The 23,561-nt window shown below is 63.7% G+C and carries 22 protein-coding genes and 1 tRNA gene; 18 read left to right on the top strand and 5 right to left on the bottom strand.

Features of this window, described 5'->3' with window-relative positions:
• The first annotated feature begins 21 nt into the window (after window positions 1-21).
• Both EXZ48_RS06255 and EXZ48_RS06250 read left to right on the top strand, forming a co-directional pair.
• Window positions 22-111 (top strand) — tRNA-Ser (locus tag EXZ48_RS06255).
• Window positions 112-421: 310 nt separating this feature from the next.
• Entirely contained in the window at window positions 422-1,534 is a 1,113-nt protein-coding gene (locus tag EXZ48_RS06250) for a calcium-binding protein (RefSeq protein ID WP_130514883.1), read from the top strand.
• 76 nt (window positions 1,535-1,610) lie between these two features.
• Here the strand turns inward: EXZ48_RS06250 and EXZ48_RS06245 are convergent, their stop codons facing one another.
• The 3 genes from EXZ48_RS06245 to EXZ48_RS06235 form a co-directional block, all read right to left on the bottom strand.
• A complete protein-coding gene (locus EXZ48_RS06245) occupies window positions 1,611-2,546 on the bottom strand; it encodes a MerR family transcriptional regulator (RefSeq protein ID WP_130514881.1) in 936 nt (311 codons plus the stop codon).
• A gap of 136 nt (window positions 2,547-2,682) precedes the next feature.
• Window positions 2,683-6,030, bottom strand: a complete 3,348-nt coding sequence (locus EXZ48_RS06240; protein WP_165909291.1) for a caspase family protein — start codon at window positions 6,028-6,030, stop codon at window positions 2,683-2,685.
• 97 nt (window positions 6,031-6,127) lie between these two features.
• Window positions 6,128-7,249, bottom strand: a complete 1,122-nt coding sequence (locus tag EXZ48_RS06235) for a Gfo/Idh/MocA family protein (RefSeq protein ID WP_130514877.1) — start codon at window positions 7,247-7,249, stop codon at window positions 6,128-6,130.
• 212 nt (window positions 7,250-7,461) lie between these two features.
• On the opposite strand from EXZ48_RS06235, the gene EXZ48_RS06230 reads away from it, so the two are divergent.
• From EXZ48_RS06230 to iolB, 5 genes are all read left to right on the top strand, one after another.
• Entirely contained in the window at window positions 7,462-8,319 is an 858-nt protein-coding gene (locus tag EXZ48_RS06230; protein WP_023513771.1) for a MurR/RpiR family transcriptional regulator, read from the top strand.
• A 121-nt stretch (window positions 8,320-8,440) separates the two neighbouring features.
• Window positions 8,441-10,375 (top strand): 5-dehydro-2-deoxygluconokinase, encoded by a 1,935-nt coding sequence (gene iolC, locus EXZ48_RS06225; protein ID WP_130514875.1) that lies wholly within the window; start codon window positions 8,441-8,443, stop codon window positions 10,373-10,375.
• A gap of 80 nt (window positions 10,376-10,455) precedes the next feature.
• Window positions 10,456-12,306, top strand: coding sequence for a 3D-(3,5/4)-trihydroxycyclohexane-1,2-dione acylhydrolase (decyclizing) (gene iolD, locus EXZ48_RS06220; RefSeq protein ID WP_130514873.1), 1,851 nt, complete (start codon window positions 10,456-10,458; stop codon window positions 12,304-12,306).
• A 116-nt stretch (window positions 12,307-12,422) separates the two neighbouring features.
• A complete protein-coding gene (gene iolE / locus EXZ48_RS06215) occupies window positions 12,423-13,340 on the top strand; it encodes a myo-inosose-2 dehydratase (RefSeq protein WP_130514871.1) in 918 nt (305 codons plus the stop codon).
• Between the two features lie 35 nt (window positions 13,341-13,375).
• Entirely contained in the window at window positions 13,376-14,170 is a 795-nt protein-coding gene (iolB, locus tag EXZ48_RS06210; RefSeq protein ID WP_130514869.1) for a 5-deoxy-glucuronate isomerase, read from the top strand.
• A gap of 7 nt (window positions 14,171-14,177) precedes the next feature.
• Here the strand turns inward: iolB and EXZ48_RS06205 are convergent, their stop codons facing one another.
• Window positions 14,178-15,206, bottom strand: a complete 1,029-nt coding sequence (locus tag EXZ48_RS06205; protein WP_165909290.1) for a PHB depolymerase family esterase — start codon at window positions 15,204-15,206, stop codon at window positions 14,178-14,180.
• 229 nt (window positions 15,207-15,435) lie between these two features.
• On the opposite strand from EXZ48_RS06205, the gene EXZ48_RS06200 reads away from it, so the two are divergent.
• The 4 genes from EXZ48_RS06200 (at window position 15,436) to EXZ48_RS06185 (ending at window position 18,936) form a co-directional block, all read left to right on the top strand.
• The gene (locus EXZ48_RS06200) at window positions 15,436-16,659 is read left to right on the top strand and encodes an acyl-CoA dehydrogenase (protein WP_023513777.1); all 1,224 of its coding nucleotides are present in this window, start codon (window positions 15,436-15,438) and stop codon (window positions 16,657-16,659) included.
• Window positions 16,660-16,777: 118 nt separating this feature from the next.
• Complete coding sequence (locus EXZ48_RS06195; RefSeq protein ID WP_024270735.1) at window positions 16,778-17,134, top strand: hypothetical protein; 357 nt, start codon at window positions 16,778-16,780, stop codon at window positions 17,132-17,134.
• A 127-nt stretch (window positions 17,135-17,261) separates the two neighbouring features.
• Window positions 17,262-17,693 (top strand): PilZ domain-containing protein, encoded by a 432-nt coding sequence (locus tag EXZ48_RS06190; protein ID WP_023512392.1) that lies wholly within the window; start codon window positions 17,262-17,264, stop codon window positions 17,691-17,693.
• A 121-nt stretch (window positions 17,694-17,814) separates the two neighbouring features.
• The gene (locus EXZ48_RS06185; RefSeq protein WP_130514865.1) at window positions 17,815-18,936 is read left to right on the top strand and encodes a pyridoxal phosphate-dependent aminotransferase; all 1,122 of its coding nucleotides are present in this window, start codon (window positions 17,815-17,817) and stop codon (window positions 18,934-18,936) included.
• A gap of 75 nt (window positions 18,937-19,011) precedes the next feature.
• Here the strand turns inward: EXZ48_RS06185 and EXZ48_RS06180 are convergent, their stop codons facing one another.
• A complete protein-coding gene (locus tag EXZ48_RS06180; protein WP_024270734.1) occupies window positions 19,012-19,281 on the bottom strand; it encodes a sel1 repeat family protein in 270 nt (89 codons plus the stop codon).
• A 466-nt stretch (window positions 19,282-19,747) separates the two neighbouring features.
• On the opposite strand from EXZ48_RS06180, the gene EXZ48_RS06175 reads away from it, so the two are divergent.
• From EXZ48_RS06175 to EXZ48_RS06155, 7 genes are all read left to right on the top strand, one after another.
• Window positions 19,748-20,086 carry a DUF2147 domain-containing protein gene (locus tag EXZ48_RS06175; RefSeq protein WP_130514863.1) on the top strand — a complete coding sequence of 113 codons (339 nt, stop codon included), beginning with the start codon at window positions 19,748-19,750 and terminating at the stop codon, window positions 20,084-20,086.
• A 355-nt stretch (window positions 20,087-20,441) separates the two neighbouring features.
• Complete coding sequence (locus tag EXZ48_RS34790) at window positions 20,442-20,606, top strand: hypothetical protein (protein ID WP_023516590.1); 165 nt, start codon at window positions 20,442-20,444, stop codon at window positions 20,604-20,606.
• Between the two features lie 31 nt (window positions 20,607-20,637).
• Entirely contained in the window at window positions 20,638-20,814 is a 177-nt protein-coding gene (locus EXZ48_RS34785; RefSeq protein WP_023516589.1) for a hypothetical protein, read from the top strand.
• 115 nt (window positions 20,815-20,929) lie between these two features.
• Entirely contained in the window at window positions 20,930-21,250 is a 321-nt protein-coding gene (locus tag EXZ48_RS06170; RefSeq protein ID WP_023516588.1) for a YnfA family protein, read from the top strand.
• 125 nt (window positions 21,251-21,375) lie between these two features.
• A complete protein-coding gene (locus EXZ48_RS06165) occupies window positions 21,376-22,878 on the top strand; it encodes an AMP nucleosidase (RefSeq protein WP_023516597.1) in 1,503 nt (500 codons plus the stop codon).
• A gap of 64 nt (window positions 22,879-22,942) precedes the next feature.
• A complete protein-coding gene (locus EXZ48_RS06160; RefSeq protein WP_130514861.1) occupies window positions 22,943-23,173 on the top strand; it encodes a type II toxin-antitoxin system VapB family antitoxin in 231 nt (76 codons plus the stop codon).
• Window positions 23,170-23,559, top strand: a complete 390-nt coding sequence (locus tag EXZ48_RS06155; RefSeq protein ID WP_130514859.1) for a PIN domain nuclease — start codon at window positions 23,170-23,172, stop codon at window positions 23,557-23,559. The genes EXZ48_RS06160 and EXZ48_RS06155 overlap by 4 nt, the downstream gene beginning before the upstream one ends.
• Window positions 23,560-23,561: the final 2 nt, after the last annotated feature.

Raw genomic sequence — 23,561 nt, 5'->3', positions numbered from 1 at the left:
CCGCATAGTGAAACCGCGAGCGGAGAGGTGGCCGAGTGGTCGAAGGCGCTCCCCTGCTAAGGGAGTATACCGGAAACGGTATCGAGGGTTCGAATCCCTTCTTCTCCGCCAGTTTCCCCCACAGGAATAGGACCTTGCGGCACGAGACGCACCAGACGGTGTGCCCGCGCCTCTTCCCGGAAGCCGCGCCACACCAGCGGCCTCCCAAAAAGCGAAATTCCCTGAATATGCCGGCTGCCCCGATTCCCCGGGAATTTGCCGATTCGCACACCGTTTGATGGGCCTTTGCCGGCTTGCGCCCTCAATTTTTTTTCGGCCGGCCTCGAAAATGCCTTCTGCCTCCCCATTTTGTTCAACGGCGGTTCAGCTTGCCGGCGCTAAAAGTCGGACAACAGCACGTGGTACAGAAAGGAACGAGGACATGGCCTATGTATACAAGGGCACGAATGGAGATGATTACGTCGTCCAGAACTCCCGCACCGAGGTGGAAATCTACACCTATGGCGGCGATGACGAAATCGTTCTGAACCGTACCGACAGCCGGGGCGGCCTCAACTATGTGGAAGCCGGCAGCGGCAACGATCTCGTGCGCAACAGCTTCGAAGGCGGCAACGATATCTTCCTCGGCTCGGGCGACGACGTCTACAAGCACAGCGGCGCGGCCAAGGCCAGCGGCGAGTATGACAAGGTCAGCGGCGGCGACGGCAACGATCGGTTCGAAGTGAAGACCCTGTCCAGCGACTACTGGGGCGATAGCGGCAACGACACCTTCTACTCGGTCGGCTACCGCAACGCGTTCAACGGCGGCTCCGGCACCGACACGGTCAACTATTCGCTGCAGGATTCCTCCAGCGAGAAGGGCCTTGGCATCTATGTCGATCTGGACAAGGGCTTCGCGAAGGCCGTCGATGGACGCAACGAGGAACTGACGAGCATCGAAAACGCCACGGGCACCCGCTCCAATGACACGCTGATCGGCACCGGCGGCAACAACACGCTGCGCGGCGGCAACGGCAACGACCGGCTGGAAGGCCTCGGCGGCAACGACCGGCTCTATGGCGGCTCCGGCAAGGACATCCTCTACGGCGACAGCGGCAATGATGACCTTTACGGCGACAGCGGCAATGACCGGCTCTACGGCGGTTCGGGCAATGACGACCTTCTGGGCGGTTCGGGCAATGACCTGCTCGTCGGCGACAGCGGCAACGACTTCCTCGTCGGCGGCACCGGCGCCGATACGTTCCGCTTCATCAAGACATCCGACAGCAAGGTCGGCTCGCAGCGCGACGTGATCGACGACTTCAAGCCGGAGAGCGAAGACGACGTCATCGACCTCAAGAGCATCGACGCCGACACCGGCCGAAGCGGCAACAACGCCTTCCACTTCATCGGAAAGAGTGCGTTTTCCGGTGAAGCGGGCGAGCTGCGTTATTCGGGCACGATCATCTCCGGTGACGTCAATGGCGACGGGCGGGCTGATTTCGAGATTGACGCCGGCCTCACACGCTACTATTCGAGCGACTTCCTGCTCTAAGCTCCGCCCCTGGCACAGGGGGCGCTCCCGAGCTTGTCATGCCGCACGCGCCAGCAACGCGTGCGGCATTTCTGTTTCAGGGCCGCGCGGACGGCAGCGCATGCAGCGCCGCGTTCAACCAGCTCCATGCCTTGTCCGATGCAGCCGTATCGACGTCCCCGCGCAGGACGGCGAGCAGCTGCCGGTAGCGGCCCATGCGGCCAGACTGGTTGTCATACTGGGCAAAGTGCCAGTCGAGAAACGCCCCGTCGGGTACGCGGCCCATTGCCCGCGCCGATTCGATGAGCCAGGCGGACGCGATCGCCTGCCCTTCCCTGCCGGTTGGCGACTGATTCGCGGCGATCGCCGCCTGGACGGCCTCATAGGCGCGCAGCGAAGCCTCCCGGTATGCATCCGAATCAAGGGCGCCGTCCCAGAACGCAGCCATCTGCGCCTGCAACTGGTGACCGAAATCCTCGTCTTCGAGCATGCCCGCAAGATCCGTCCAGGCCACGACCTGCTCCGGCGTCGGATCGTCGGGCAGTTCCGGAACGCTCGTTTCGATCATGCGCTGGCGCCATTGCGCATCCATCTTCGCGCCGTCGGCGATTCGATCGACGAATCGCTCGACAAGGGCCTGCATCTGTCTGTTGCTCACATTCGCCATGGTCCAAAGCCTCCTCAGGTCATCATCGGCGGGATTGGGCAGACGAAGTGTTGCACGAAACACGGCGGCCATGCGCCGTTTGGCTGATATCTCCGCCTCGAGAACATCGAGCCGGGCGCTCAGCACATCCGACAGGGTCAGCCGGCGGGCAAGCAACCGCGCGATGGCGGCAAGGCCGACGCCCGCTTCGCGCAGGGCGCGAATGAGGTCGAGCCGGGCGACATCCGCCTCGCTGTAGATCCGGTAATTGCCAGCCGAGCGATCGCTTGGCGGCAGGAGACCCTTGTCGGAATAGTAGCGGATGCGGCGGACGGATTGCCCCGAAAGCCGCGCCAGTTCACCGATCGTGTAAAACTTCGTTCCCATGGCAGTCCTATTGCGGCCTCCACCCGGTGGAGGGTCAACGGCGTTTCCTTAAGTGATTTTTCCCGCCAAACGAAAACCGCCAGCGCCCTTTCGGGCACTGGCGGTTTTCTTTCCGGATGCTGGGCCGGCGCTGTGTTTACGTGCGGGCGGCCAGACGGTCGATCGCGTTCTGCGTCGAGGTGCCGAAGTCGCCGTCGATCGGGCCGCTATAGTAGCCGCGATCCCTGAGGATCTGCTGGAACTCCTTGCGGAACTGCGGCGTGAAGTTCGCCGGCGAGCCCTTGAGTTCCTGCAGCTTGCCCTGGTCGCCGCCCTCGACGCTGGCGGCGGCCCAGCGGGCGGCCTCCTTGGCGTTGGCGCGGGTGCCGAGGCCCTGGTCGTAGAGGCGGGAGAGATTGCCCATGGCATAGGTGTTGCCGCCATTGGCCGCCTTCTCGTACCAGTCGCGTGCCTGGACGTAGTCCTGCTTCACGCCGTTGCCGACGTCGTAGAGCCAGCCGATCGAGGCCATCGAATAGTAGTCGTTGAAGGCCGCGGCCTTCTCGTACCACTTGCGCGCCTCGGCATAGTCGACCGCGACGCCGAGGCCGGACTGATAGGCATAACCGACGGAAGACATCGCGTTGACGTCACCGCCCTCGGCACCCTTCACGTACCAGTCGAGCGAAGCGTTGTAGTCGCGCGCCGTACCGAGGCCTTCGCGGTAGAACCAGCCCATGGTGGCCTGTGCATTGGCATAACCCTGTTCGGCCGCCTTGCGATACCACTTGATGGCCTCTTCATAGTCCTTGCGCGTGCCGTTGTAGCCTTCGCGGTAGAGCCAGCCGAGCGAGGCCTGGGCATAGGGGTTGCCGGCATTCGAGGCCTGCTCGAACATGCGCGTGCCCTTGGCCATGTCGACCGGGCCGTCCGTGCCGTAGATCGAATACCAGGCAAGATTGGTCAGCGCATAGAGGTTCCCCTCGTCGGCAGCCTTCTGGTAGTGCTCGCGCGCCTTCGGGAAGTTCTTTGCCGCGTCGTGGGCACGACCCAGCATGTTGCGGATCGAGTTGTCCGACGGGGAGGCATTGAGCGCCGCCTCGCAGACCGGAATCGCACGGCCGTAGTCGATCTGTGCGAAGAGCTTTCCGAGGAAGCCCGGGCGCAGGTTCGGTTCGCCGGCAAGTTCATAGCACTGGTCGGCGTCCGAACCGCTGAGGGTCACCGTCGACTGGCTGTTGTCGGTGGTGGTCGTGTTGGTGTTCGTCAGCGAGCTGCTGTCGTTGCGGCCGGTGGCCAGCTTGTCGATGGCAGCGAGCGTCGCGGCGCCGAACTCACCATCGGAGGAACCGCTGTAGTAGCCGCGCTCCTTCAGGAGGTTCTGCATTTCCTTGCGGAAGGCGACCGTGAAGTTGCCCGGGTTGTCCTTCAGCTCCTTCAGCTTGTTGGCGTCGCCGCTTTCGACCGAGGCAGCGGCCCAGCGGACGGCCTCCTTGGCATCGGCCGGTGTGCCGAGGCCCTGGTCGTAGAGGCGAGACAGGTTGCCCATGGCATAGGCGCTGCCGGCATTGGCGGCCTTTTCATACCAGTAGCGGGCTTCGACATAGTCCTGCTTCACGCCGTTGCCGACGTCATAGAGCCAGGCGAGCGAGGCCATCGAGTAGGAATCGCCGATATTGGCGGCCTTCTCGTACCAGACCTTGGCTTCGGCATAGTCCTGCGACGTGCCGAGGCCGTTCTGGTAGGCCCAGCCGAGCGAGGACATGGCGTTGGCGTCGCCGGCGTCCGCCGCCTTGCGATACCAGTTGAGCGACTGGACGTAATCCTGCGAGACGCCGAGGCCCTCGCGGTAGAACCAGCCCATGGTGGCCATGGCGTTGGCATAGCCCTGGTTGGCCGACTGCTGGTACCACTTCACCGCCTCGTTATAGTCCTGGCGGGTGCCGCCATAACCTTCGCGGTAGAGCCAGCCGAGCGACGCCTGGGCATAGGAATTGCCGGCCGTCGAAGCCTTTTCGAACATCGACAGGCCCTTGGCGACATCGACCGGGCCATCCGTGCCGTAGACCGAGAACCAGGCGAGGTTCGTCAGGGCATACATGTTGCCGAGCTCGATCGCCTTCTCGTAGTTGCGGCGGGCTTCGACATAGTTGCGGTCGGCGTCATGCGCGCGGCCGAGCAGGTTGACGAGCATGCCGTCGGACGGGTTCTCGTTGACGGCCTGCGCGCAGGCGGCGAGTGCCCGCTTGGCATCGATCTTCAGGAAGTTGACACCCATGAAGCCGGGCAGCGACTGCGGCTCGCCGGCAAGAAGGAAACAGTCGCGCGAGGCGGGTGTTTCCTTGCCGGCCACGTTGACGCTCAGGCCTTTTTTGGGCTCCAGCGCGGCAATCAGCGTTTCGGCGTCGCTGCGATGGCGGCTATCGGGATAGCGCTCGATGAAGCGCTGCAGGGCGGCCGCGTCCGTTGATTCCTTCAGGGCCTCCCATGCGATGCCGGCCGCATCCTGCCCATCGTTCTGGGTGGCCTCCTTGAGGCTGGCGAGCTTCTTTTCCGCCAGCATCTTGTAGACCGGATCCTTGCCGTGCTTTTCGATGAAGGCGTTGATCAGGTCTTCGTCGGCGAGGTCGCGGATGTTCTGCCAGTCGGCAGCCGCTTCGGACTGGCCGTTGGGCGAGATCTCCTGCGTGTTGCCGCTGTTGGTGACGTTGATGTTCACTTCCTTGATGTTCAGGAAGATCTGCGCGCCGCCGAGAGAACCATAGACGAAGGGTTCCTGCTCGCGGTTGGTGGCTTCCACCACCTCGTCGCGCACCTTGCCGAGCGCGATGCGCACGTCGAGGCCCGGTTCCGTCAGGTATTTCGAAAGCGCGGTGGCAAACGGGCTGTTCTTGCCCTCGCCGTCCAGCGCCACCGTGCCGGCCTTGGAGGCGAAGGCGATCAGCGTGTCGGCCGATTCGGGCTCGACCCGGGCAAGGCCGCGCGTGACGGCGCGGGTGCCGATCGAGCGCGTCATCGAGGCGGAGAACGGATTGTTGCGGCAAGCATCGAGGATGAAGAGCTTGAGCTTCTTGGCGCCCTCCAGCGAGCGCTGCACGCGGTCGATGGCGACGCTCTCGTCCTCGACGTCGCGGTCGCTCTTCAGCGCTGCATCGACGGGGATCAGGTAGTTGATCCCGTTCATCTCCATGGCGTGGCCGGAGTAGTAGACCACGGCCATGTCCGCATCGACGGACTCGTCCTCGAACTCGCGCAGCGCCTTCACCATGGCGGAGCGGTCGAGATCCAGAACGGTCTTGACGTAATCGAAGCCTGCGCTCTCGAACGAGGCGCGCATCAGCTCCACATCGTTCGCAGGATTGTTGAGCTGGGCGGTCTCTTCGTATTTCTGATTGCCTATCAGCAGTGCAACGCGCTTCGCCTCTGCGGCGTTCGCGTTGAAAACGACGACAGCAATCGAGACGAAGAGGACCGGCGCCCAGCGTCTCTGTATTTGCTTTCTCATGCCCTTCCCTCCGGCATTATTGCCGAGAGTATTACGTATGGCCCCCACCGTTTCAATGTGCGGGCGGCCGGATTTTTTTGGTCCGGCCGCCGAAAGGTCACGCTGCGGCGATCTCGACCCAGCGGCTTTCGCGGAAAGATTGCGCCATGGCATGCACCGACTTCTCGATGCGCAGGCCGTGGTTGAAGTCGATGGAATGCGAGGCCATGCCCGCGATGGCGGCAACCAGCTCGCGGCACTCGATGATCTTGAGATCGTTGAAGCCAAGGCCATGGCCGGGGGCCGGAATGAACCGGTCATAGGGCTTGTGGTGCGGGGCCGTCAGGATTGTGGAAAAGCCCTGCTCGGTGGCACGACCGTCCACCGTATAGAGCTGGAACTCGTTCATGCGCTCCTGGTCGAAAAGGATCGACCCCTTCGAACCGTAGATCTGCAGCGCGATGCGGCCCTTGCGTCCCCAGGCCGAGCGGTTGGCCATCAGCACGCCGGAAATGCCGCCGGGAAGGCGCATCAGCACGCTGGCGATATCGTGGTTCTCCACGGCGCGGCGGCCGCCCTCCTTGAGCGGACGGTCGGCATAGGGCTTTGCCAGCGAGGCGATCACCGCCTCGACATGGCCGAACAGGCTCCAGAGCAGCGAAAGCGGGTGCACGGAAAAATCGTCGAGCGCGCCATACCCGGACGAAGCCTCGCTTTTCCAGTAGAACGGCGCCTCGGGATCCGCCATGAAATCCTCGTCCATCTCGACGCGGACATGGTTCACCGTGCCGATCACGCCCTCGTCGATGAGCGAGCGGATGTGCCGCAGGACCGGGTTCTGGATATAGTTGTAGCCCATGACCGCGACCTTGCCGGAAGAACGCTGGGCGGCAAGCATGCGCTCGGCATCGGCCAGCGCCGGCGCCATCGGCTTTTCGCACCAGACGTGTTTTCCCGCTTCCAGCGCGGCGATCGCCATCTCTGCGTGGAACTGGTTCGGCGTCGTCACCGAGATCACGTCGACGTCGGGATCGGCAAGCAGCGCGCGCCAGTCGGCAGTGGATTTCGCAAAGCCGAATTCGCGGGCGCGGCTGGCGGCAAGCTCCGCATTGGCTTCCGCCAGATGCACGAGACGCGGGCGCTCAACATCGCCGAAGACCGCGCTGACATTGTTCCAGGCGAGCGCATGGCACTTGCCCATGTAGCCGGTACCGATCAGTCCTATTCCCAAGGCCTTCATGCCGTCTCCTCCACCTGCCAGGGTTGCCTTTCCACGCGAATGCGGCCGCAAAACCGTTACGCATTCGCGCCGGATTTGCTCTATATCTCGCCGCATGGCGTCTTCGGCTCCATGCATAGCGGGAAAGATTTGGAACGAAAACTATCTTTTCTAAAAATATGGAATATTTATTTCGTTTGTCGCAGAATGGCCGCACGAGGGAGGATAGAACCATGAACAGCACCGAAGCGGCCCTTGCGCGTGTACCGCGCGATTTCGACAGCCTGCGCAGCGTCATCATCGAGCGCAAGGTGAGCATGCCCAAGCGCCTGGCGCAGGTGGCGGCCTATGCGCTTTCCAACCCGGACGAGATGGCCTTCGGCACTGCGGCAAGCATCGCGACGGCGGCCGACGTGCAACCTTCCACGCTGGTACGTCTCGCCCACCATCTCGGCTATGAAGGCTTTTCCGACCTGCAGAACGTCTTTCGCGCCCGGCTGCGAGACCGTACGCTCTCCTACGAAGAGCGCCTGCTCTCTCTCGAGGCGGGGCCGGCATCCAACAGCGACACGGAGCTGCTTTCCGGCTTCCTGACCGCCGCCAGCCAGTCCGTCGCGCGGCTTGCCAGCACCATCGACGGCGAAACCTTTTCGAGATCGGTCGATCTCCTGGCGCGGGCCGAGACAATCTATCTCGTTGCCAAGCGCCGCTCCTATCCGCTGACGGCGCATATCGCCTATGCTCTCGGCAAGCTCGGCATCCGCCATCAGATCATCGCCTCGCCGAACGGCATCGATGCCGAGATGGCGCAATTCGCTACCGGCAAGGATGCGGTGATCGCCGCGAGCTTCGCCCCCTATGCCGCCGAAAGCCTGACGCAGGCACAGGAACTGGCCGCCCGTGGCGTGCCGATCGTCGCCATCACCGACTCGGTCTTCTCCCCCCTCGCCGCGTCGGCCACCCACTGGTTCGAGGTTTCCGAGGCGGACTATGCCGGCTTCCGTTCGCTCTCGGCCTCCATGGCGCTTGCCATGGCGCTGCCGGTCGCCATTGCCGAGAAGCGGCGCAGCCTCATGCGATCCTCGAAGTGAAATGCTGCAGAATGGAAACGGAATGAATATTCCGAATTGACATAATAATGGAATTCATGTTTCATTTTCTTCACGGACCGCCGCACTCCGAATGACGGCGCCGCGAGACCGGGAGGAAGACATGCCGCACACTGACCGCGACCAGGGCCAGGACAAGACGCTCGACGTCATCACGATCGGCCGCTCGTCCGTCGATCTCTACGGCCAGCAGCTCGGCACGCGCCTGGAGGATACCGCCTCCTTCGCCAAATCCGTCGGCGGCTGCCCTGCCAACATCGCCATCGGCACTGCCCGCCTCGGCCTAAAGTCCGCACTCATCACCCGCGTCGGCGACGAGCAGATGGGCCGCTTCATCCGCGAACAGTCCGCCCGCGAAGGCGTCGATGTCGGTGGCATCAAGACCGACAAGGCGCGGCTGACGGCGCTCGTGCTGCTCGCCATCGAGGCCGAAGGCGTCTCGCCGATGATCTTCGTGCGCACCGACTGTGCCGACATGGCCCTCGACGAGGGCGACGTCGACGAAGCCTTCGTACGCTCCTCCCGCGCGGTTCTCGTTTCGGGCACGCATTTTTCCCGCCCCAACACCGAGGCTGCCCAGCGCAAGGCGATCCGCATCGCCAAGGAGAGCGGCGGCAAGGTCATCTTCGACATCGACTACCGCCCGAACCTCTGGGGCCTTGCCGGCCATGCAGAAGGCTTCGAGCGCTATGTGAAGTCCGATCGTGTCTCCGCCATCATGAAATCCGTGCTGCCGGATTGCGATCTCATCGTCGGCACCGAGGAAGAGATCATGATCGCGTCGGGCGCCGACGACGTGCTTTCGTCACTGAAAGCCATCCGTGCCGTCTCGGCCGCGACGATCGTGCTGAAGCGCGGCGCCATGGGCTGCATCGTCTATGACGGCCCGATCTCCGACGATCTGGAGGACGGCATCGTCGGCCAGGGTTTTCCCATCGAGGTCTACAACGTGCTCGGCGCGGGCGATGCCTTCATGTCGGGCTTCCTGCGCGGCTGGCTGAAGGGCGAGGATCACAAGACCTCCGCCACCTGGGCCAATGCCTGCGGTGCCTTTGCCGTCTCGCGCCTGCTCTGCTCGCCGGAATATCCAAGCTGGGATGAGCTGACCTACTTCCTGGAAAACGGCAGCAAACACCGGGCGCTGCGCAAGGACGAGGCGATCAACCACATCCACTGGGCGACCAACCGCAAGCAGGACGACATACCGCTGCTGATGGCGCTTGCCTGCGACCATCGCATGCAGCTCGTCGACGTCGCCGACGAACTCGGCGTGCCGCACGAGAAGATTTCCGAATTCAAGCGCCTGACCGTCCAGGCCGCCGCACGGGTCGCCGACGGCCGCCCCGGCTACGGCATGCTGATCGACGAGCGCTTCGGCCGCGACGCCTTCTTCGACGCGGCGACCCAGAACTTCTCGTGGCTCGGCCGGCCGGTGGAACTGCCGGGCTCCAAGCCGCTGCGCTTCGAGTTCAGCCAGGATATCGGCTCGCAGCTCGTCGAATGGCCGCTCGACCATTGCATCAAGTGCCTGTGCTTCTATCATCCCGACGATCCGGCCGCGCTCAAGACGGAACAGCAGGAGAAGCTGCGCACGCTTTTCGAAGCCGCGCGCCGCGTCGGGCGTGAACTGTTGATCGAGATCATCGCGGGCAAGAACGGGCCGCTCAAGGATGATACAGTGTCGAGGGCGATGCAGGAGCTCTACGATCTCGGCATCAAGCCGGACTGGTGGAAGCTGGAACCGCAGGCGTCCAGCCGCGCCTGGGAGAACATCGAGACCGTCATCGCCGAAAACGACAGCTATTGCCGCGGCATCGTGCTGCTCGGTCTCGAGGCGCCGACGGAAGAGCTGGTGAAGGCCTTCGAGGCGACCAAGGTGGCGCCGGCCGTCAAGGGTTTTGCCGTCGGCCGCACGATCTTCGTCGATGCCGCCCGCGCCTGGATGGCGGGAAAGATCGACGACGAGGCGGCGGTGTCGGATATGGCCGACCGCTTCCGCGCGCTGACCGACGCCTGGCTGCGGACCCGCGGCCTTTAAAGACAGGGCAATCCCGGAAGACCCGAGGCGGTTCGCCCGGTCAGGGATTGCGGCAAGCAAGAGAATTCGGGAGGAACACCATGGCAAAGACGATCCGGCTGACGATGGCGCAGGCCATCGCACATTTCCTGAAGGCGCAGATGACGGTCGTGGACGGCAAGACGGTACCGATCTTCGCCGGCGTCTGGGGCATTTTCGGCCACGGCAACGTCGCCGGCATGGGCGAGGCGCTGTACCAGGTGCGCGAAGACCTGCCGACGCTGCGCGCCCACAACGAACAGGGCATGGCGCATGCCGCGGTCGCCTTCGCCAAGGCGAGCTTCCGCCAGCGCTTCATGGCCTGCACGACCTCGATCGGTCCCGGCGCCCTGAACATGATCACCGCTGCCGGCGTCGCCCATGTCAACCGCCTGCCGGTTCTGTTCCTGCCCGGCGATGTCTTCGCCAACCGCATTCCCGATCCCGTCCTCCAGCAGATCGAGAACTTCGGCGACGGCACCGTCTCCGTCAACGATGCCTTCCGCTGCGTCTCGCGCTATTTCGACCGCATCACCCGGCCGGAGCAGATCATCCCCGCGCTGAAGCGCACCATGCAGGTCCTCACCGATCCGGTCGATTGCGGCCCGGTGACGCTTTCGCTCTGCCAGGACGTGCAGGCCGAAGCCTATGACTATCCGGCAAGCCTCTTTGCGCAGAAGGTCTGGACGCAGCGCCGGCCGCGACCGGACAGCGACGAGCTAGCCGCCGCCATCGCCACGCTGCGCAAGGCGGAAAAGCCGCTGATCATCGCCGGCGGCGGTGTGCTCTATTCGCAGGCGACCGCCGAGCTGAAGGCCTTTGCCGGCATGCACGGCATTCCGGTCGCCGTCACCCAAGCTGGCAAGTCGGCGCTGCCGGACGACCATCCGCTCTGCATGGGTTCGGTCGGCGTCACCGGCACCTCGGCCGCCAATGCCTTTGCCGAAGAGGCGGACGTCATCCTCGCCGTCGGCACCCGTATGCAGGACTTCACCACCGGCTCCTGGGCGCTGTTCAAGAACGATGCCGTGACGATGATCGGCCTCAACACCACCGCCTTCGACGCCGCCAAGCACAACAGCCAGCCGCTCGTCGCCGATGCGCGCGAGGGCCTAACGCTGCTCTCCGAGGCGCTCGGCGGCTGGAAGGCCCCGGCAGCGGTGGAGGCGGCCGCAAAATCCCGCAAGGCGGAATGGATGGCCGCCGCCAACCGGGCAACCGCCGCCACCAATGCGGCCCTGCCCTCCGATGCGCAGGTCATCGGCGCGGTGCAGCGGTCGATCGGCGGGGAGAATTCGGTTCTCGTCTGCGCGGCCGGCGGCCTGCCGGGCGAATTGCACAAGCTGTGGCAGGCCGTGAAACCGGGCGGCTACCACATGGAATACGGCTTCTCCTGCATGGGCTACGAGATTGCCGGCGGCCTCGGCGTCAAGCTGGCACGGCCGGAGGCCGATGTCGTCGTCATGGTCGGCGACGGCTCCTACATGATGATGAACTCCGAGCTGTCGACCTCCATCATGCTCGGCCAGAAACTGACGATCGTCGTACTCGACAACCGCGGCTATGGCTGCATCAACCGGCTGCAGATGGCGACCGGCGGCGCGAACTTCAACAACCTCCTGAAGGACTCGATGATCGAGATGATGCCGGATATCGACTTCCGGGCGCATGCCGAAAGCATGGGCGCGGTCGCCGTCAAGGTCTCCTCCATCGCCGATCTCGAGACGGCCATCCAGCAAAGCAAGGGCAACGACCGCACCTCCGTCATCGTCATCGACACCGACCCGCTGATCACCACAAAGGACGGCGGCCACTGGTGGGATGTCGCGGTTCCCGAGGTGAGCGCGCGCGACGAGGTCAACACTGCACGCGAGGCCTATGTGAAGGCGCTCGAAGCCCAGCGGATCGGATAGGACAGACAACGCCCTCCCTCGCTTCGGTCATCCTCGGGTCAAATCCGGGGATGACCGAAGCGAGGGAGGGAGCAACAAGGACAAGGGAGGCCGTTGCCTCCTGCAAGGAGACGATAATGAAAGCCAAACTCGGCATGTCGCCCATCGCCTGGTGGAACGACGACCTTCCGGAGCTCAGCGACGACGTATCCCTGGAAGAATGCCTGCGGCAGTCGCGCAGCGCCGGCTTCACGGGCATGGAGAAGGGCCGCCGCTTCCCCGAGGACCCGGCCGTCATGCTGCCCATCCTGCGTGCGGCCGACGTGACGCTGTGCGGCGGCTGGTTCTCCGGCACGCTGGTCGACGAGGCGCTTTCGGCCAACAAGGATCGCATCCTGCCGATGATCGACCTGTTCAAAGCGGTCAATGCGCCCTGCATCGTCTATGGCGAAGTCGGCCGCTCCATCCAGGGCGACCGCTCCAAGCCGCTCGCCACCAAGCCAAAACTCTCCGACGACGAGATGAAGGCCTATGGCCGCCGCCTCACCGAATTCGGCGAATGGTGCGCTGACCAGGGCATGCCGCTGTCCTATCACCACCACATGGCCGCCGTCGTCGAGACCGAACCGGAACTCGACGCCTTCATGAAGAATTCGGGCGAAGGCATTCCGCTGCTGCTCGATGCCGGCCATCTCGCCTTTGCCGGCGGCGATGTGCTGCGCGCCATCGACAACCACCATGCCCGCATCAACCATGTGCATGTCAAGGATATCCGCCGTTCCGTCGTCGACGGGCTCGACCGCACGAAACAGTCCTTCCTCGATGCCGTGGCGCTGGGCGCCTTCACCGTTCCGGGCGACGGCTCGCTCGATTTCGGCGCCATCGTGCAGCGTTTCGCCGACTATGGTTATGAAGGCTGGTTCGTCGTCGAAGCCGAGCAGGACCCGCGCACGGCACCGCCGCAGAATATGGCCGAGGTCGGGTACGCGGAATTGATGCGCGTCATGACGGCGGCAGGTTATACCGTGGAGACGGAAGGGTTTCCGAAAGGATAACCCTTCCCCCGATGCCGACTGAAAGGAAGAAGCCCATGTCGACCCTGCTCATCAAACCCGAAGGCTACCATGGCCGCGTCAGCCATGTGACACCCGAAAGCGCCGGCTGGACCTATGTCGGCTTCGACGTGCACCGCATGAAGCCGGGTGAAATCCTGGCCGCCGAGACGGGAAGCCGCGAGGTCTGCCTCGTGTGGATATCCGGCAAGGGCAAGGCGACGGCGGCGGGCCAGGATTTCGGCATCCTCGGCGAGCGCACGAGCCCGTTCGAGGGCGCGCCGCATGCACTCTACATCCCGGCAGATTCCAACTGGTCGGTGACGGCGGAAACGGATCTCGAACTTGCCGTCTGCTCGGCCCCGGGCGGCGGCAACCACAAGGCCAAGGCCATTCCGCCGGGCACGCATCCAAAGGTCAGCCGCGGCAAGGGCTCGAATGTCAGGCATGTCCACAACATTATGCCGGAAGACGACAATTCGGCCCATTCGCTGCTCGTCGTGGAGGTGATCACGCCGAGCGGCAACACCTCGTCCTACCCTTCGCACAAGCACGACCAGGACAATCTTCCGCACGAAAGCTTCCTGGAGGAAACCTATTACCACCGCCTCAACCCGCCGCAGGGTTTCGCGTTCCAGCGCGTCTATACGGACGACCGTTCGCTCGACGTGGCGATGGCGGTGGAGGATGGCGACGTGACGCTGGTGCCGAAAGGCTACCATCCCTGCGCCACCATCCACGGCTATGACCTCTATTATCTCAACGTGATGGCCGGGCCGAAGCGCGTGTGGAAGTTCCACAACGCCAAGGAGCACGAGTGGCTGCTGGCGTAGGTGCCGCCTACCGCTTCCACTTGCGCGTCAGGCCCCAGGCTTTCGCAATCTCCAGCGTCGAGGAAAAGCCGGTTTCCAGCATGAAGGGTTCGATGGCAGCGGCGTAACCGCCGCCCTCGCCGCGCTCCACCGGCGTGCCGTGCCCCATGCCGTCGATCTCGTGGAAGGTGACGAGCGGCTTGCCCTCCTTGTCGGGCCAGATGCGCGTGCGACGGCCCTTCATGCGCTTTTCCACGAAGGCCTCCTTCGGCAGGCGGTAGAGGTCGCGCCATTGCTCGACCAGCGCGAGGCCGTTCGACAGCGCGACGGTTTCGTCCGCCGTGCCGTGCCAGATCGAGATGGCCGGCTTGCGCGCCATGCGCGGGGAGACGGCACGCACCAGATCGCTCCATTCGCGCGGGCTCCTTTCCGGCGCCTCGCCCATGGCGTCGAAGGCGCGGGTGGCGTCGCGCGCGGCACCGAAGGGCAGTCCGGCGATGATCGCACCGCCGGCAAAGAGCTCGGGATAGTTGGCGAGCATCGCCGCCGTCATCGCGCCGCCGGCGGAAAGACCGGTGATGAAGATGCGCTCCGGATCGCTTGTCGCGCGTTCGGCCGTATGGGCCACCATCTGGCGGATCGACATCAGCTCGCCGCGGTCGCGCGTCACCTCGCTCGGCCGGAACCAGGTGAAACAGAGCCGCGGGTTGTTCGCCTCGCGCTGCTGGGCATAGACGACCGAAAAGCCGCGCTCTTCGGCAAGCGACGCCCAGCCGGCTGCCCGATCATAACTTTCGGCATCCTGCCGGCAGCCGTGCAGCACCAGAACGAGCGGCCGGCCGGCCGGAAGCCCCTCCGGAATATGCTCGAACATCAGAAGGCAACCCGGATTGCTGCCGAAGCCGGTGACTTCGACGAGCCCGGAGGAGCCGGCCGGACGGCGACGGGTGGCGGGCGCCTTGCGCTCCGGACTGCGCTGGAACGGCCAGAACAGGTCACCCAGCCGCGCTTCGGTCGGCAGCAGCCGTTCGACCGATCGCTTGAAGCGGTCCCGCATGCTTGGCCTCTCTTTCGTGGAATTGCTCATCGTCAGGTTACTTGCTCATCCGGCGCGGCAGGATCAAGGCAAAACGGGAAAAATGCGGGGGACGGCTCATTCTCCAGGCTCATGAGGGCATTCATAAATAGCCAAAGCGTTTGCCGATCCGGTTCGTTCCCGGCCTTTCGGAGAGGGGCAAGCTGATGTAGCACTTCTGCAACGACAAAACCGCGACAGGAGGACATCCATGAGCGAGCATCACAGCGCCACCCCACAGCAGGCCCGCGCCAAGATGGCGCCCTTCGACTGGGCAGACCCCTTCCTCCTGGAGGACCAGCTCACCGACGAAGAGCGCATGATCCGCGACACGGCCCGCGCCTATTGCCAGGACAAGCTCGCTTCGCGCGTCACCGAAGCCAACCGCCACGAGATCTTCCACCGCGAGATCATGAGCGAGATGGGCGAACTCGGCCTGCTCGGCCCGACGGTTCCGGAAGAATATGGCGGCGTCGGCGCCAACTACGTCTCCTACGGCCTCGTCGCGCGCGAAGTCGAGCGCGTCGATTCGGGCTACCGCTCGGCCATGTCCGTGCAGTCCTCGCTCGTCATGCATCCGATCTTCGCCTTTGGCACGGAAGAGACCCGCAAGAAGTACCTGCCGAAGCTCGCCTCCGGCGAATGGGTCGGCTGCTTCGGCCTCACCGAGCCCGACCACGGCTCGGACCCCTCCTCCATGATCACCCGCGCCAAGAAGGTCGACGGCGGTTACCTCATCTCGGGTGCCAAGAACTGGATCACCAATTCGCCGATCGCCGATGTCGCCGTCGTCTGGGCGAAGTCCGACGCGCATGACAACAAGATCAAGGGCTTCGTGCTGGAGCGCGGCATGAAGGGCTTCGAGACGCCGAAGATCGAGGGCAAGTTCTCGCTGCGCGCCTCGGCGACGGGCATGATCATGATGCAGGACGTCTTCGTGCCCGAGGAAAACCTGCTGCCCGAGGTCGCCGGCCTTGCCGGTCCCTTCGGTTGCCTCAACCGTGCCCGCTACGGTATCGCCTGGGGCGCCATGGGCGCCGCCGAATTCTGCTGGCATGCCGCGCGCCAGTACACGCTCGACCGCAAGCAGTTCGGCAAGCCGCTCGCCGCCACCCAGCTCATCCAGAAGAAGCTCGCCGACATGGAGACCGAGATCGCTCTCGGCCTGCAGGGCGCGCTTCGCCTCGGCCGCCTCTTCGACGAGCACCGCGCCCCGGCCGAACTCATCTCGCTGATGAAGCGCAACAATTGCGGCAAGGCGCTCGACATCGCCCGCGTCGCGCGCGACATGCACGGCGGCAACGGCGTTTCGGACGAATACGGCGTCATCCGCCACGTCATGAACCTCGAGGCGGTCAACACCTACGAGGGCACCCACGACATCCACGCCCTCATCCTCGGCCGTGCCCAGACGGGTCTCCAGGCCTTCCAGTAAGCCATTCCGGCTTTTCCGGCTCCGACGGCCGCTTGCTCGAATGCAAGCGGCCGTCTTCACGTTTTGTCCATCCCGTTTCGGTACACTCGGTCACGAGCCACAGGAGCGGGAGGGAGCCATGCCCCTCGAACACATCCACGACCAGCTTCGCCTGCGCCACCCCAAGCGCAGCTTCGTCCAGTATCGCATCGACAGGCCGGGCTTCGTCACGCCGATCGGCCATCACCTCAGCACGGCGATGCGTTACACCTGCCTCATCCGCAGCATTTCCAGCGCCGGCGCGGTGCTTTCGATCAACAAGGCGCTGACCCTGCCGGAGAACTTCTATCTGGAGATCCACGGCATCCGCGACGAGATCCCCTGCACGGAGTTCAAGCGCGACGGCGAGGAGCTGGTGGTGCGCTTCAACATGTTCCTCGATGCGGATTTTCTCGACCTCGTGCTCGGCCGGACGCCCCAGGACCACGACGCCTGAGCGGCGGCTGTGCCGAAAAGCGGAACACTTAAACTTTTAAGCATTTGTTTTAACGAAACAAAATAATCGCCTGCGACACTCTGCCCGTCTCTGTCGGACATGACGTCCTCTTTGGGAGAAAGCGGCAATGAGTGACGACGCAAAGCAGCGCATAGGCGCAGGCCTCTACGAACGGAAATGGGAACGGTTCGCGGTCAACCGGCAAGGCATGCTGATGACGGTCGGTTTCGACCTGATGGCGCCCAAGACACGCACATGCAAGCTGATCGACATATCACTCGGCGGCGCGAGTTTCATCGTCAACACGACGATCGGCCTGCCGCTGCACTATTACCTTTCCATCGTCGGTGTCACCTCACGCATCGGCTGCGCGGAAGTCTACCGCAACGACAACCGCATCGGCGTGCAGTTCATCAAGGAGATCGACGAAGAACTCCTGCGCATGATCGTGCGGTCGGATTACTTCACCGGCGGCATTACCGGCCGCCTCAAGCAGCCGGAGCGGCGTTACATGACAGGCGTGGAGAAGAAGGCCGGCATCGGCTCGGCAGCCAACTGAGCGTTTCCCCGCCCCGCATTATTGGCTAGGCTGCCGCCGGGAAACCGATTCCGGCGGCGTGGTCTTGCGGCGCATCGGCAGCGGCCTCCCGCATCCGTGTCGATCGATCCCAGCAGGTCCCATGTCCGCATTCTCCCGCTTCACCGCCCTCGCCCAGTCCCTGCCCGCAACGGTGCCCTTCGTCGGGCCGGAAGCCATCGAGCGCAACCGCGGCCTTGCCGTGCGCGCCCGCATCGGCGCCAACGAGAGCGGCTTCGGCCCGGCACCGTCCGTGCTGGAGGCGATGAGCGCCGCCGCCGGCACCACCTGGATGTATGCCGACCCGGAGAATTTCGAGCTGCGGGAGGCGCTTGCCCTGCATCACGGCATTTCGCGCGACAACATCGCCATCGGCGGCGGCATCGACGGGCTGCTCGGCGAGATCGCACGGCTGGTCATCGAGCCGGGCACGCCGGTCGTCACCTCGCTCGGCGGCTATCCCACCTTTAACTATCATGTGAACGGGTTCGGCGGGCGGCTCGTCACCGTGCCCTATGTCAACGACCGGGAGGACCTCGACGGCCTGCTCGAAGCCGTGCAGCGGGAAAACGCGCCGCTGGTCTATTTCGCCAATCCGGACAATCCGATGGGAAGCTGGTGGGACGCCGACAGCGTCGTCTCCTTCGCGCGGGCGCTGCCGGAAACGACGCTGCTCATTCTCGACGAAGCCTATGGCGAGACGGCACCGATGGGCACCATTCCGGCGATCAGTGCACTGATCGGCCAGCCGAACATCCTGCGCATGCGCACGTTCTCAAAGGCCTACGGCCTTGCCGGCGCGCGGATCGGCTACGCGATCGGCACGCTCGGCAATGCGCAGGCCTTCGACAAGATCCGAAATCATTTCGGCATGGCCCGGATTTCGATCGAGGCGGCACTCGCCGCGCTGAAGGATCAGGCCTACCTTGCGGACGTCATCGCCCGTATCGCCGCGTCCCGCGAACGCATCTCGCAGATCGCGCGGTCCAACGGCCTCTCTCCCCTCGCCTCCGCCACCAATTTCGTCACCATCGATTGCCGCCGGGACGGCACCCACGCCCGGGCCATTGTCGATGGTCTGATGGAACATGGCGTCTTCATCCGCATGCCGGGCGTTGCCCCTCTCAACCGATGCATCCGCATCAGCGTCGGGCCGGAAAACGATATGGCGTTGCTCGAGGAAGCGTTGCCGCAGGTTTTGAAGCAAATAGCGAACAGTGAATAGCAAATTGGGGCGTTGCCGTTTCCACGGTCTTCTTGACGCTTGCCTATTCGCTGCTCCCTGTTCGCCAGTCGCCTGTCAATGAACTGTCATCCACTCGCGGGCGGCGCGCAGCGCCAGGGCGAGGTCGGTCTTCGTCATCGTCGCGGCAAGGTCGGCGCGCAGCTCCGCGGCGCGTTCGCAACCCTTGATAGCGGCGATGTTGAGCCATTTGTGCGCCTGTACCACATCGACGGCGCAGCCGCGGCCGGTGGCATACATGAGGCCCATGTCGCAGAAGATTTCGGCGCGGTTCTCGCCGCCCGTCATGGCGGCCGTTTCGGTGTTCTGAAAGTCAAAGCGTGCCATTTCGATTGTCCCTGTCTACCTGGTTTTCTGCTCGTATTGTCCTGTTTTACCTGCCCTTTCGGGCCTCTTCCGGCGCCTGCCGTCTTGTGCGGCCTTGGTCTTCCGTCAGAGTTTTGCCGGCGGGTTTTCCCTGCTCGTCTTATGGCTCCACTATGCCGCGGGCCTTTCAAAATGCGCTTAAAATGCATGCTTAATTTGAGACAAACAAAGTCCAAACGCTTGGTAAAATTGGGTTTTCGTTAAACATCGAAAGCGCTGGAAACCGCGGCATTTGCTTCAAAATTTACCGATTGTTCAACCGCCGATTTCAACCTTTCGCTAACCACGCAAACCGGTCGGATTTTTCCAGGGCGCATTTTTCCACACCGCCAGCATCAAAGACCGCGCACGAATCCGCCTTTCCAGCATGTTTACTTTTACGTTCGCGTAAGACAATATTCCCACCGCATTCTGGAGGAGGAAGCACATGAACCTGAAGACATGGATCGCCGCGGCATTGCTCGCCGTTCCCGGCACGGCCCTCGCCGCCGAGCCGATCGAGGGCAACTGGAAGACCGCCAGCGGCGAGACCGCGGCAATCGCCAAATGCGGCGGCAGCTTCTGCATCACATTGAAAACCGGGAAATTCGCCGGCAAGCGCATCGGCAAGCTGGACGGCGCCGGCGTGGACTATTCCGGTTCGATCACCGACCCGGCCGCGGACAAGACCTATAGCGGCTCCGGCGCGGTCAGCGGCAATTCGCTGAAGATGAAGGGCTGCGTCCTGAAGGTGCTCTGCAAGTCGCAGACCTGGTCGCGGCTTTGAACGGACAGGGGTGAAGAAACCGGCCGGCGCCCCGGCGCCGGTATACCCGCCCGACTGCGGCTCTGTGCAGAGGCCCTCCGCCCTTGCCGCTGCCGATTTGCATTCCCAGATGAAAACAGCGGCCTTTCAGGCCGAACACGGGCTTCAGAACCGCTCGGTGTATGCCAATCGCCTCGCGTGATGGGCGACGGCATTCTGGACATGCGCCGCGCCTGCCGCCGCTCCGCGCGGCCTGCCCCCCCTTTTGGCGCGATCACAGCTTTCCTGAACGGGAGATGAACCGACCTCTCAGGGAGCGTTCAGTCCCGCAATGCGACAAGGGCCACACTGAAACATTTCACTGAGGGACGACACCATGGACATCCTCGCACGCCGCCTGACGATCATCACCCTGCTGATGGCCATTTTCGCGATCATGCTCGCCGCCGCTGTCGAAACCGACTACCGCCGCAGCACGCACAACACCACGGGCAAGCTCGTCGCCTGCATGGCGCCGGACATGTGCCGCGCCTCGCTCTGATCCTTTCCCCAAGACGCCGGAACACGCCGCGATGACGACCGCCCTGACCCATACCTGCGCCACGGCCCTGCGCATTCTCGCCCTCTCGGCGATGCTGATCACCCCGGTCGGCGCGCTCGCCTGGAGCAATGCCGGCGGCCTCGGCATCGAAAAGCAGGGCGCAGGCCTCGTGCTCTTCGTCACGCTCCAGCGCCAGTCGATGAGCTGAGAATACGCTTTCCCCTTCTGCCGTCCGTGCTAAACCGGTCAGGCCAGCGCACAGCCTTTCGGTAAAATCCGGGAGCGAGCCGAGCGCAGACCGAATGCCTGTCCCTGGAGCCCGGATGAAATCCCTTCTCGTCTTTTCCCTTGCGGCCCTCGCCGAGATCGCCGGATGTTTCGCCTTCTGGGCGTGGTGGCGGCTCGACAAGTCCATTCTGTGGCTCGTGCCCGGCATGGTCTCGCTCGCGCTTTTCGGCTGGCTGCTGACGCAGGTCGACAGCGCCTTTGCCGGCCGCGCCTATGCGGCCTATGGCGGCGTCTATATCGCCGCCTCGCTCCTCTGGCTCTGGCTTGCCGAGGGGCTTCGCCCCGACCGCTTCGATGCGGCGGGCGCGGCGCTGGCGCTGGTCGGTGCCGGCATCATTCTGGCAGCCCCGCGCTAGGACCGATCGACATTCAGCCCGTACCGGCCTGCAAACGGCACGGGTTGAATGTCGATCGGTCCTGAGGCTTGCGGGCGCGCTGAAGTTGTCGTTTGCTTGTCAAACAACAACACTTATAGTGATTCATGAGCAAACGAATCTTCTCCCCCAGGCCCCTTTCCTTCGCAACGCCCGAGCCCTATGAGCCCCGTTCCTTCGAGGATCCGGTGGCCGCGGTCGATGCCCTTCAGGCCCTTTACGACCGCAACACGACCTTTCTGACGAATGCCTTCGTCTCGCTCGGCAAGAACGGTACGCCCGACAAGCGGTTCCGCGCCTGCTACCCGCAGGTCTCCATCGAGACGACCAGCTTCGGCCATGTCGATTCCCGGCTCTCATACGGCTATGTCGCCTCGCCCGGCGTCTACACGACCACCATCACCCGTCCGAAGCTCTTCCGGCACTATCTCAAGGAACAGCTCGGCCTCCTGATGCGCAACCACGGCGTTCGCGTCGTGGTATCGGAATCGACGACGCCGATCCCGCTGCATTTCGCCTTCGGCGAAGGTGCCTATGTCGAGGCGGAGATCGCCGAGGGCATCGAGCTGCCATTGCGTGATCTCTTCGACGCGCCGGACCTCACCACCACCGACGACGAAATCGCCAACGGCGCCTATGAGCCCGGTCCCGGCGAGCCCTCGCCGCTCGGGCCGTTCACCGCGCAGCGCATCGATTATTCGCTCGCCCGTCTCAGCCACTATACGGCGACGAGCGCCAACCATTTCCAGAACTTCGTGCTCTTCACGAACTACCAGTTCTATGTCGACGAGTTCTGCGCCTGGGCACGCCTGCAGATGGCCGAAGGTGGCAACGGCTACACGGCCTTCGTCGAGCCCGGCAACATCGTCACGCCCGCCGGCGCCGACAAGCCGGAGACCGATCTGACGCTCGCCCGCCTGCCGCAGATGCCGGCCTACCATATCAAGAAGAAGGGCCATGGCGGCATCACGCTCGTCAATATCGGCGTCGGCCCCTCCAATGCCAAGACGATCACAGATCACATCGCCGTGCTGCGTCCGCATGCCTGGCTGATGCTCGGCCATTGCGCAGGCCTCAGGAACAGCCAAACGCTCGGCGACTACGTGCTCGCCCATGCCTATGTGCGCGAGGACCACGTTCTCGACGACGACCTGCCGGTCTGGGTGCCGATCCCGGCGCTGGCGGAGGTGCAGGTTGCGCTGGAAAGCGCCGTGGAAGAGGTGACGGGCCTTGAGGGCTATGACCTCAAGCGCATCATGCGCACCGGCACCGTGGCGACGATCGACAACCGCAACTGGGAACTGCGCGACCAGCGCGGCCCCGTCAAACGCCTCTCCCAGTCCCGCGCCATCGCGCTCGACATGGAATCCGCGACCATCGCCGCCAACGGCTTCCGCTTCCGCGTGCCCTACGGCACCCTGCTCTGCGTGTCCGACAAGCCGCTGCACGGCGAACTGAAGTTGCCCGGCATGGCGACGGCATTTTACCGGACGCAGGTGAACCAGCATCTGCGGATCGGCATCCGGGCGCTGGAGAAGCTCGCAGGCATGCCGACGGAGAAGCTGCATTCACGCAAGCTCAGGAGCTTCTTCGAGACGGCGTTTCAGTGATTTTATTGTAAGCGACCTCGCCATGGTGTATGATTTTCGTGTTTCATACACATGCGAGGTTGCCGTGCGCACGAACATCGATCTCGATGATGCCTTGATCGCTGAAGCGATGGAACTCAGCGGCTTGTCGACAAAGAAGGCAACCATCGAACTGGCACTTCGCGAGCTTGTCGAGGAAGGCCGTCGCCGCAAGGCTCTGGAAGAGCTTTGGGGAATGGGCTGGGAAGGCGATCTCGATGCAATGCGCACAGATTGGGGACCGCCTGAAACGCTGCGGGATGACACTGCCGAATGATCGTCGTCGATAGCTCGGTGTGGATTGCGGCATTCCGGGGGATCGTCACACCGCAATCCATGCGGCTCAAGACGATATCGCGAGCGAGGGACATCCTGCTCGGCGATATTGTCCTTCTGGAAATTCTGCAAGGCGCTCAGAGCAACGGGAATGCCGCCAGCCTTCAAAAGCGGCTGGCCCCATTCCAGGTCGTTCCGATGCTGTCTCCCGACATTGCAATCAAAGCCGCCGCGAATTTCCGCCTTCTTCGCTCAAAAGGCATCACCATCCGCAAGACCGCCGATCTCATCATCGGCACCTATTGCATGGAGCATGGCCACAGCCTGCTCCATGCCGACAGGGATTTTAATCCGATGGCCGAGCATCTCGGCCTTCGGATCGCGTGATG

This window comes from Shinella sp. JR1-6 (genome assembly GCF_004284735.1).
Lineage (GTDB): Bacteria > Pseudomonadota > Alphaproteobacteria > Rhizobiales > Rhizobiaceae > Shinella.
Note: the sequence above shows the minus strand (reverse complement) of the source record. Positions and strands in the feature narration are given on the sequence as shown.